Origin of the sequence: Cytobacillus oceanisediminis, assembly GCF_003182355.1 — a bacterium.
GTDB lineage: Bacteria > Bacillota > Bacilli > Bacillales > Cytobacillaceae > Cytobacillus > Cytobacillus oceanisediminis_A.
Window position 1 is genome coordinate 55,231 of the sequence record NZ_QGTW01000022.1, and the last position, 9,472, is coordinate 64,702.

The 9,472-nt window shown below is 35.7% G+C and carries 6 protein-coding genes, 1 tRNA gene and 2 pseudogenes; 3 read left to right on the forward strand and 6 right to left on the reverse strand.

Annotated elements, in window-relative coordinates:
- Positions 1-328 precede the first annotated feature (328 nt).
- The 3 genes from DFO73_RS26345 to DFO73_RS26355 all read right to left on the reverse strand — a co-directional run bounded on the left by DFO73_RS26345 (position 329) and on the right by DFO73_RS26355 (position 2,170).
- Complete coding sequence (locus DFO73_RS26345) at positions 329-547, reverse strand: hypothetical protein (protein ID WP_110067632.1); 219 nt, start codon at positions 545-547, stop codon at positions 329-331.
- 111 nt (positions 548-658) lie between these two features.
- Positions 659-1,273, reverse strand: a complete 615-nt coding sequence (locus DFO73_RS26350; protein ID WP_110067633.1) for a YczE/YyaS/YitT family protein — start codon at positions 1,271-1,273, stop codon at positions 659-661.
- A gap of 132 nt (positions 1,274-1,405) precedes the next feature.
- A complete protein-coding gene (locus DFO73_RS26355) occupies positions 1,406-2,170 on the reverse strand; it encodes a SurA N-terminal domain-containing protein (protein WP_110067634.1) in 765 nt (254 codons plus the stop codon).
- 245 nt (positions 2,171-2,415) lie between these two features.
- Here DFO73_RS26355 and DFO73_RS26360 point away from each other — a divergent pair.
- Positions 2,416-2,488, forward strand: a tRNA-Val gene (locus tag DFO73_RS26360).
- Positions 2,489-2,610: 122 nt separating this feature from the next.
- Here DFO73_RS26360 and DFO73_RS26365 read toward each other — a convergent pair.
- Positions 2,611-3,741 carry a site-specific integrase gene (locus DFO73_RS26365; protein ID WP_110067635.1) on the reverse strand — a complete coding sequence of 377 codons (1,131 nt, stop codon included), beginning with the start codon at positions 3,739-3,741 and terminating at the stop codon, positions 2,611-2,613.
- A 948-nt stretch (positions 3,742-4,689) separates the two neighbouring features.
- Here DFO73_RS26365 and DFO73_RS26370 point away from each other — a divergent pair.
- Positions 4,690-5,979: pseudogene (locus tag DFO73_RS26370) on the forward strand (IS110 family transposase).
- A gap of 490 nt (positions 5,980-6,469) precedes the next feature.
- On the opposite strand, the gene DFO73_RS26375 reads toward DFO73_RS26370, so the two are convergent.
- Together DFO73_RS26375 and DFO73_RS26380 are read right to left on the reverse strand one after the other, a co-directional pair.
- Positions 6,470-6,898, reverse strand: coding sequence for a hypothetical protein (locus DFO73_RS26375; protein WP_110067638.1), 429 nt, complete (start codon positions 6,896-6,898; stop codon positions 6,470-6,472).
- 52 nt (positions 6,899-6,950) lie between these two features.
- A pseudogene (locus DFO73_RS26380) lies at positions 6,951-7,665 on the reverse strand (DUF3231 family protein).
- Between the two features lie 478 nt (positions 7,666-8,143).
- Here DFO73_RS26380 and DFO73_RS26385 point away from each other — a divergent pair.
- Positions 8,144-9,154 carry a DUF3231 family protein gene (locus DFO73_RS26385; RefSeq protein WP_110067636.1) on the forward strand — a complete coding sequence of 337 codons (1,011 nt, stop codon included), beginning with the start codon at positions 8,144-8,146 and terminating at the stop codon, positions 9,152-9,154.
- Positions 9,155-9,472: the final 318 nt, after the last annotated feature.

Below are 9,472 nucleotides of genomic sequence, written 5' to 3' on the forward strand. Positions count from 1 at the left end.
AAAGGAAGGATACTCCTCGGAGATCCTTCCTTTTTATTTGCCGGATAACTTTAGGCTTTCCTTTTTCTGCTTCTGTTCGCAATGTCCGATTGATAGGCTTGCGTTGTTATAGCCGTCTTTGTTGCTGTTCAATTCAACAGTGAAGGTTCCGGTTCATCGCCTGTATATAGTTTATATGGGGACAAAGCCCTGTTTAAGATTATATATCCCCTTAAAACGCAGTTAATCAGGGCATGACAGAAAGGAAGAGAAGGAAGGTGTATAATAAAAAGCCGTACTTCTTATGTGAAATACAGGCTCTGATAATGGAAATATTGAAAAGCTTCGGTTAGCTGATTTGGCGTGTTTTCTTTTCTGGAAGAATGGACATGATATGATTTAAATTAAAAATGCGCATTTGCTTTCTATATAAGCAGTAGGCTAAAATAGTGCTTCCGCTCAGTTCTTTAATTAAAATTTTTCTTTGAGTAAATGAATTGCGTTTGGAGAGATAAATGATTTCAACAGGCTTTCTCTCTTCCATAGCTCGATAAAGAATTCCTTTCATAGAGAAATCCCTCCTTACTTTTATTTACATTATATACGAACGAACGTTCTTTTTCAAGTATGAAGACGAAAATATGTTCGCATAAAAAGGACTTCAAAATTGAAGTCCTTTTTAAATGATTTTCATGCCTTTATCTTTTAAGCGGTTTAGGAAGACAGTGCCATATTGGATGGTGTAGCCTAAAAAGATGGCGACGAATAGAGTGCCTAATCCCACCGGACCGCTTAATAGGAAACCAATAGCCAATGCCAAAAACTCATTTAGGATACGGGCATTTTTAATGCTAATGTTTAACCTTTTAGCTGTTGCAATCATTAAACCATCGATTGGTCCGCTAAATAATTTTGGGCGGATATAAATGGCTACCCCAAACCCCAGTAATATAACACCAGAAAAGAAGGAGAGAATTTGAATAGGAAAATGTGTTATGACAGTGCTGTTAAACACAAGCTCCATCCAAAAGTCGATTCCCAAACTTGCTAACACCGTACCTATAAAAGATTTAAATTGCGGCTTTTCCCACGTAAGCAATGCGTTTAAAAATACCAGGGAAGCAGTAACCAGGAATGACCATGTACCGATTGTCAGGCCGAATTTTTTAAAAAGGCCAACATAGACGGTATCCCATGCACCTGCTCCAAGGCCGGATAAAATAATTAATGAGACACCCAAAGTGAGTATTAAATAACCTACGATTATTTGAATGAACGTTGTATGTTTTATCATGATGCAGCCTCCCCAATACATATTACCGTATTTAAATAATTTCTCAAGAGGAGGTGGAGGAAAAGAGTAAGGTAAATTTATCATATAAATTAAAAAGAGCAGGCACCTAAAAAGGCAGCTGCTCCATAAGGATTAAACCTTGATATCGATTTTTGCATTTTTCTTTAATTCTTCAACATGCTTAACCAGCTTTTCCTGTTGTTTTTGCTGTTCAAGCTGCTGCTTGATTTGCGGCTTGACTTCCTCTAATTTAGGAGGCTCCTGGCCTTCAGCGCCGCCCTGGCTTGTATACTCATCAAAAAATTTCTTGATTTCGGCATCCGTAACCTCTTCAGGTTTAATTTCACTATTAATATACTTTGTATATTTTATATTATTGGCAATTTCATCCTCTAAAGAATCCATGTTCAGGCCTGCCTGCTGCATAGCTGTTTCAAACTCTTTATCGTCTTTGAATTGTCCCTTTGTTTCTTCAAGCTGCTTTTTGACTTCTTCATCAGACGCTTTATAGCCTTTTTTGTCGGCTTCCTGGAGGAGAAGCGTTTGGCCCACTAAGCTATCAAGTGTTTGCTTCTTGATTTGCTCTGCTGCTTCTTTAGTGGTAGGATCTTGTCCCATTTGCTGGAACATCATTTGTGAAGAAGTCAGTACACTATTATACTCACGGCCAAGAATTTTCTGGTCATTTACAATGGCAACTGTTTTATCTTCTTCAAGCTTTTGTTTTTCCATTTTCTTTTGCATTTCTTCCATTTGCTTTTGCTGATCCTGCTGATCTGTTTCAGCCGTCTTTGCCTTATCCTTTTTCTCTGCGGTCTTGCCTTCATCATCTGCACCGCAAGCTGCTAAAACGGCAGATAGTAATACTAGTAAAAAGGGATACATTAGTTTCTTCATTAAATATTCTCCTTCCGTAACCCTGAAATGGCTGATTCATCTAACAAAAGAATCATATAGAGGGCATTATAAAGCATATTTTCTTAAAAAGATAGCTTACAGCTTTAAATGGGGAAAATGTAATGTGAATGTAATCTATTTTCAAACTAATTAATCTTCTATTAATGGAATCAATATAGGTATTGACTTTTATGTAATAAAATATTATATTTTATATTGTCCTCACAAGAGGAAAATAATATAACGATTCCGTAGCTCAGCTGGGAGAGCGCTACCTTGACAGGGTAGAGGTCGCTGGTTCGAACCCAGTCGGAATCATCACTAAAAAAAGCCGTGAGACCTTTATTACTTAAGGAGTTCATGGCTTTTTTGTTATTTGAGGAAGAGAATGAATTACCTTGTTTTTTGCCCATTTGCTAACATTTTGCTAACGGGTATTTTCACTGGTTCTTTTTAAGTTCATTTTCAAATGCCTCTGCAACATCATTATATACATGTGGTAATAAGTGGGCATAGGTTTCAAAGGTTGTTTTAGGGTTCGAATGCCCTAGTCGGTCAGCAATTTTTACAATGTCTACACCGCTGGAAATTAAAATTGAGGCATGAGTGTGGCGAATGTCATGAAACCGAATGGGAGTATCATTAGATAATTTAATATATCTTTTCATTGTTCTCAAAATATTTCTTGGATCCTGCACATGGCCAAATTCCGTACACACCACTAAATCATTATTCCCAAAGGCTTCACCTAATTTATTCTTGAGTTCTTCTTGTTGTTTTTTTACTTTTACCAGCTCATTTATTACTTCTTCTGTTATAGGAATTTTACGATTTGAACTTCTGGTTTTCAGGTTCGTTATAACATAGCCTCCATTTGGAATATAAGAAAGCGACCGGGAAACGTGAATAACTTTTTTGTTAAAGTCTAAGTCACTCCATTTTAGCCCAAGTATTTCTCCTCTTCTCATTCCGGTGTATATGGCTAATAGGAAAACAATATAATTGCGATCATTTTTACACTCATTCAGAAAAATATGAATTTCTGAATAAGACCATATATTAATATCACGTTTTACCACAGAAGGAGGATCAGAGTCCTGTACTGGGTTAACGGAAAGCTTTTTCCATTTAATCGCTTGATTAAATGCCTGATATAGTAGTTGGTGCATTTTGCGTATGTAATTAGTGCTCAACCCTTGTTCCAACTTTTGGTTTAGAAACGAGTCTATATCTAATGAGGTGATGGTGTTAAGTGGCTTATCTGCAAAGGGATTATTTTTAATGAAATGGCTGCTCACCATATATTCTCTACTGCTAGCTGTGGTTACCCGTAATCTATTTTTATAATGATTGTAAAACCAGTCCGTGATAAATGAAGAAAATACTTCTTTACTGGATTCAATATATTTGTTTTCATCTATTTCAGTTAGTATTTTTCGAAGAGCTGTCTCAGCATCTTTTTTTCTTTTGAATCCTCCTTTTGATTTTTGAATTCTTTTTCCGGAACTATCCCTCCCAATATCAACTACAAATGTCCATGATTCACCACGTTTATATACATGTCCTTTCAATTCTAATACCCTCCTAAAAAAGTGAATATGAAATCTAGAAACTATTATTGCCATTGAGGAGGGCATTTATACCTCTTAAATTTTCTTTCTTTAGCTTGTTTGCTAATTTAGTAGAGTAAAAACCTTTTACTCAATTCTACTGAAATTCGGCTTAAAAAGGATTGTTGGGAATCATAAACCGAAAATTAAAGCTGCTGTTTGTTGCTCTACAATCAGCCCGTTAAAGATCCTTTTATAAAGTGACCTCTCCGCTGCCAGAGGAAAATCTATTGAACAATAGAGTAAAATAGTTCAATTAAAAACAATTAAGTCTGGTATATCAAGGTTATTAACATGTTGTTAGTCAATCTGGATTAATTAAAATAAATAAAAAAATTAAGTCCGTGCACATTTCTGTGCACACATTGTATACTCATAGAAGGAATTTTTAGGTAATTCATGTAAAGTTGCAGAGCAATATTGACATAAAACATCTCTTGTCAAATTCCTTATTAAACAAAAGGGGCAGGGTTATTCAATAAAAGTCTATTCTGTAATATCGCATTAGACATATGCTGCAACATTAATGGTCTATAGCAAGGGGGAGACAAAAGCACAAATAAGATGATTGTCCGCACAGCACTTATAATCCAACATATTATTTATTAAGTAAAATAATATGAGGTGATTTTATGTCTAATGATATTTCAAATAGTCAGGGTGAAAAGAAAGTAGACATAGAGCTATTTATAAACCTAAATAATTTTTTAAGACTTTCTCTCCAACAAGGGATAAGAGTTTGATGATCCACCTGCCAAATTTGGTGGCTTTCTTCTTGCGCTAACGGGGCAGCATTCCTGTAATGAAGGAAAATGGAGTTTGAACAAAAAAATAACCTCTTGGTAGAATGAGAGAGTCCTAAAGCCCGCCAGCGAAAAGGACAAAACTCATATACCAGGAGGCATTAACATGAATTATAACCAAAATAAGAAGATTGCTCAAATTACTTCTCAAACCCTGATTATAGGGGTGGATATTGCAAAATTCAAGCACGTGGCACGTGCCCAGGATTTCAGGGGAATGGAGTTTGGATCTCCTTGTTATTTCGAAAATACAAAAGAAGGTGTTGAGCATTTTCTTTACTGGATTTCGGAAACTAAGAAAGCACATAGTATGGAGAAAGTGATTGTCGGTATGGAGCCAACAGGTCATTATTGGTTTAACCTGGCTCACATTTTAAAAGAAAACGAGATTAAGTTTGTAGCTGTAAATCCCTTGCACGTCAAGAAAAGTAAGGAGCTTGATGATAATTCTCCAACTAAGAATGATGTAAAAGATGCCAAGGTCATTGCCCAACTGGTCAAGGACGGAAGATACGCCGAACCTACCATACCGCAAGGTGTTTATGCCGAACTCCGTGTGGCAAAGAAAATTCGCGATCTTTTAACCGAGGACCTACAAACGGTCCAGGGACAGGTGCACAACTGGATTGACCGGTATTTTCCGGAATTCTTGAAGGTCTTTAAGAAGTGGGAGGGCAAGGCTGCATTACAATTCTTACGGCTTTATGCTCTACCGCATGAAATAGCCAATTTCACGGAAGATGAATTACTTATCCATTTAAGAAAAACCGTAAAAAGAAGGTGCTAATAAGATTCGGGAGTTAAAGCAAGCAGCGAGTCAGTCCATCGGACTTCGCCAAGGCTCTGAGATGGCAAAAATGGAGCTGAAAACTCTTCTGGCTAAATATGATTTGATTCAGAAGGAATTCGAAGAATTGGACGGAAAAATAGATTCCCTGCTTGATGAAATTCCGGGTGTAGCTCAAATGTTAGCAGTCAAGGGGGTTGGAAGAGATACTGTCGCTGGTTTCTTTGCGGAAGTGGGTGACCTAAGTGACTACACCCACCCCCGTCAAATCATTAAGCTGGCCGGTTTGAGCCTTAAGGAAAATACATCTGGGAAGCAAAAGGGGAAAACCACCATCTCTAAGAGAGGCCGGAAGAAGCTAAGGGCTCTGTTGTTTAGGGTTTGCATGATTCTCGTTGCGAAAAATTCAGCCTTTAAGGCCCTTCATACATACTATACGCAACGTACGGAAAACCCTTTAAAGAAGATGCAGTCCATTATCGCTTTGTGTAATAAATTAATCCGTATTTTCTTTAGTATAAATAAAAAGCAATTTGAATTTAGTGAAGAAAAGATGTTAAAAACATCCCTCACTTGGCAGGATTAAAGAAGGCAGAACTGGCCGCTTAAAACTGGATTCATTTAGATTAGTAATAGTTTTTGGTTTATAGTTTTGGAGACATTTGAAGCACGGATTAGTCGGCAAAGCAACTAAATTACGGGCATGGACCCTGTGGGGCAGCATGGCCGACATCCACCTCATGGAAAGGTTGGACGAAGGAATTTGAGAGCGAAGACTCTGTGAGGCATGGGAGGGTAGACCTCCATGAGAAATGTGGACATCCACCAGTGCGATCATATTTTGACTCATCCACCAATTTCTGTAATTGGTTGGTTAGTGGGTTATAATTCTTTTTTCTTTAAGGGTCCAAATATATCCTTTCAAGTGATAAATCTCCAACAGTAAAGGACTTACCGGCAGGTAATTAACTATGAAATTCTAAGAAAACAAGAGTAAACAGCCGTTTTCGCTTCTTTTATTGAGGGAGTTTAGTTTAATAAACTTTCAGGCATATTCAACATAAAAAACCATCTTTCTAATACTAATAGTGGATGGTTTTTAAGATATATTATTCACGATTTTTCCAACGATAAATCCGATTATTATTCCAGGTAAGACAAATAACATTGGGAGCCAGACAGGACCCCATAACAATCCAAAAATCGTTAAACTTGAGGAAAAAATCAAGCCAACTGTTACAAAAAACGCTGCGAACACATAAGGAAAAAAAGAATAGGGGTCTTTACCTCCACCTGCATCCTTAACCGAGTCCCAAATAGAAAAAAAGTATAAACAAGGATAGAACATTAACCACTGATAATTTGTATTATTTATGGCATCAACTATTTCCCCATGAAAACTTAGAAGTATGACCTGATTAAAATTGGATTGTACATTTATTAGAAATTCAAGTATCAATAATACTGTGCCTTTAAAATACTTTCCATTTAAATACTGTCCAAATCCAGGTAAGGCGATGCTCCACATTAGTTTTTCAAGTATACTCTTATTCACACATATATACCTCGTTAATTGTTTACTATATTTTTTTTGCAATTTCTTTTCTATTAGGAGCAAGTGGCATTGCTCTAACCATTTATTTTGTACCATCAAATTAAACCATTTCTTTGTCACCAATAGATTTTTTAGAATGGTACTTTCATAACCGGTTACAAGGTGTGTTCGCATGGCGGATGCTAAACTTGCCCCGTGATAATTTTGTGCAGCTTGAAACAAGAAACCAATATGATATAGCATTAAATTATCGGAGAAAGGAGATTCCGTTGAAGTGGTCACTTCTGTTTCCCAGGATTTTGGAACTGGGAATTTATCCATTTACATTATTTTTGTATCATTTTTTTGCATCGTTATCGCATAAATCGTAAAAATTCCTTAAGTCATTTCTAACCGATACAGCTAATGCAGTGCTATGCCCCAGTAAACCATGTAAGGTCATAATATGTAAATAATTCAGTCAAATATATTTGTGAACAGTCTCTGTTTCCCTTCAAAGAGGTCGGATTCAGTAAATCCAATTGGAAAACTGGAAAACCTTCGTTCTCTAAGAAGGTTACGATTTGCTGTTTTTGTTTACTGAACATCTTTATTGCATCCTCAAAAATGGCTTTAATTTGCTCATCCTCAATAATAGAGACCATATATCTATTTACCACATCTGTCATTGTGCCGTTCACATACTCTCCCCACAGAGTTCCTATTTCAGAAGATGTGAGCTTTAATTTATACTCATCCATATTATCACCTAATGGATATTATTTACCAATTCAACAAGAGATATAAATTTCTTTAACTTTTCGATGAATTTTACTATGAAGAGTTGAGCCAGCCAGTAAGGCAAATTATCTAAAAAAGGCAAGGCATATTTTTATGCTCACCTTTCTCTACAACAATGCGAAATTAGACGATACTTGTAGAAAACTCAAATGCCTAAGTTAAAGATGGCATTCTTAATAAAGATGTTAATCTGGAGTTTATATTACCAATTAAGAATGTCGCTTTAAACCCATAATATCTGAGAGAATATTTTTATTCTCTAGATTACCTTTCTCGATGATGTAATAAAACAAAAGTTAATTGTTTATTGGGGCAGCATTTCTTATTTATCTAAAGTGAAGTGCAATAAAAAATGCGTTTATTTCACCGAAAAAGGAATTAATATAACATTTTTAGGTCAATCTAAAAAACAAGAAAATTTTTTGGGAGGTATTCTTTATGCCAGAAAAACCTGCAATTACGTCATCCGAACTAGGTACGTTATGGCTTACATATCAAGATAAAACAATGAATTTAAGAATATTGGAATACTTTATAGCTAAAGCCGATGATGAAAATGCCAAAGATATTATGACTAAATTCTATGGAGAAATTAACCTTTATGTTGGTAAAATTAAAGACACTTTACAAAATGAAGGAGCTGTAATCCCAGTGGGATTTTCTGCTCAAGATGTCAACAAAGAGGTGCCGAAGTTATATGACAATGGTTTCGACATCATGTTCATTCGCTTACTAAATGAAATTAGTATGGGATTGCATTCATTAAATATAACGATGGCATTTCGAGAAGATATTATAATAATTTATAAAGAACTTACTGCTATCACTCAAAATTATTACAATCTTTGCACACAATATTTACTTGAAAAAGGGATGTTTGCTAGACCTCCTTATGTTTCAATGCCAACTTCTATTGAGTTTGTTAAAGATAAAAACTATTTAGGCGGAGTCTCCATTAATCCATTTAGTGAAAAACGTACATTAAATACCGTAGAAGTTGCACATCTTCATCATGCAATTGAATCAAATATCACTGGGATGCAGATGATTATAGGCTTTGCTCAATGTGCAAATGATGGAGAAGTAAAAAACTTCTTTAATGACGGAGCAGAACTTGCTAAAAGTATTGTAAAGGAATTAAGTGAAACCTTACTGCAAAGTGATGTACAAATCCCAGAACCATCTGGTGGTAATGCAACCCGTTCAACGGTAGCTCCATTTTCTGATAAATTGATGATGTATTGTACAAGTCTATTTTGTAGTTTTTCTATGGGGAGCAGCTCATTAGGAACGGCTTTTAGTTTACGTAATGATTTACCAGCAAAAATGACTATTTTTATGAAAGATATCTTTGAATATGCTCATAAAGGTGCAAAAATAATGATTAAAAATGGTTGGATGGAAGAACCGCCTCAGATGGAGGAAAGAAAGCAAATAATTAAAAAGTAAAAGCCCTAAGAAACTTGTGATGTAAATTTATCACAAGTTTTTTTATCTGATTTTTCTTTTTTATTAAAGTGACGGGTGCGTTGATCTCAGATGGATTTAACGCATTGAACTTATTGACAAACGGGGCAGGTTTGTTCAATAAGAATCTATGCTGTTATGTCACATTAGACACAAACTGTTCAATAAAAAACTCACCAAACTAACTAGTAGAAGGGTGAGGGGGGGACAATTGTTAAAATTTTTTTATATCAACAAGGGCATTTTGTAAACTTGAATAAGTCATTACGGAACCAAAATCAATACCTAATTGAACCATCG

Bases quoted from the DNA above. Each gene is read 5' to 3' on its own strand.
- DFO73_RS26345 (WP_110067632.1), bottom strand. From the start codon at position 547: ATGAAAGGAATTCTTTATCGAGCTATGGAAGAGAGAAAGCCTGTTGAA.
- DFO73_RS26350 (WP_110067633.1), bottom strand. From the start codon at position 1,273: ATGATAAAACATACAACGTTCATTCAAATAATCGTAGGTTATTTAATA.
- DFO73_RS26355 (WP_110067634.1), bottom strand. From the start codon at position 2,170: ATGAAGAAACTAATGTATCCCTTTTTACTAGTATTACTATCTGCCGTT.
- DFO73_RS26375 (WP_110067638.1), bottom strand. From the start codon at position 6,898: ATGTGGAGCATCGCCTTACCTGGATTTGGACAGTATTTAAATGGAAAG.
- DFO73_RS26385 (WP_110067636.1), top strand. From the start codon at position 8,144: ATGCCAGAAAAACCTGCAATTACGTCATCCGAACTAGGTACGTTATGG.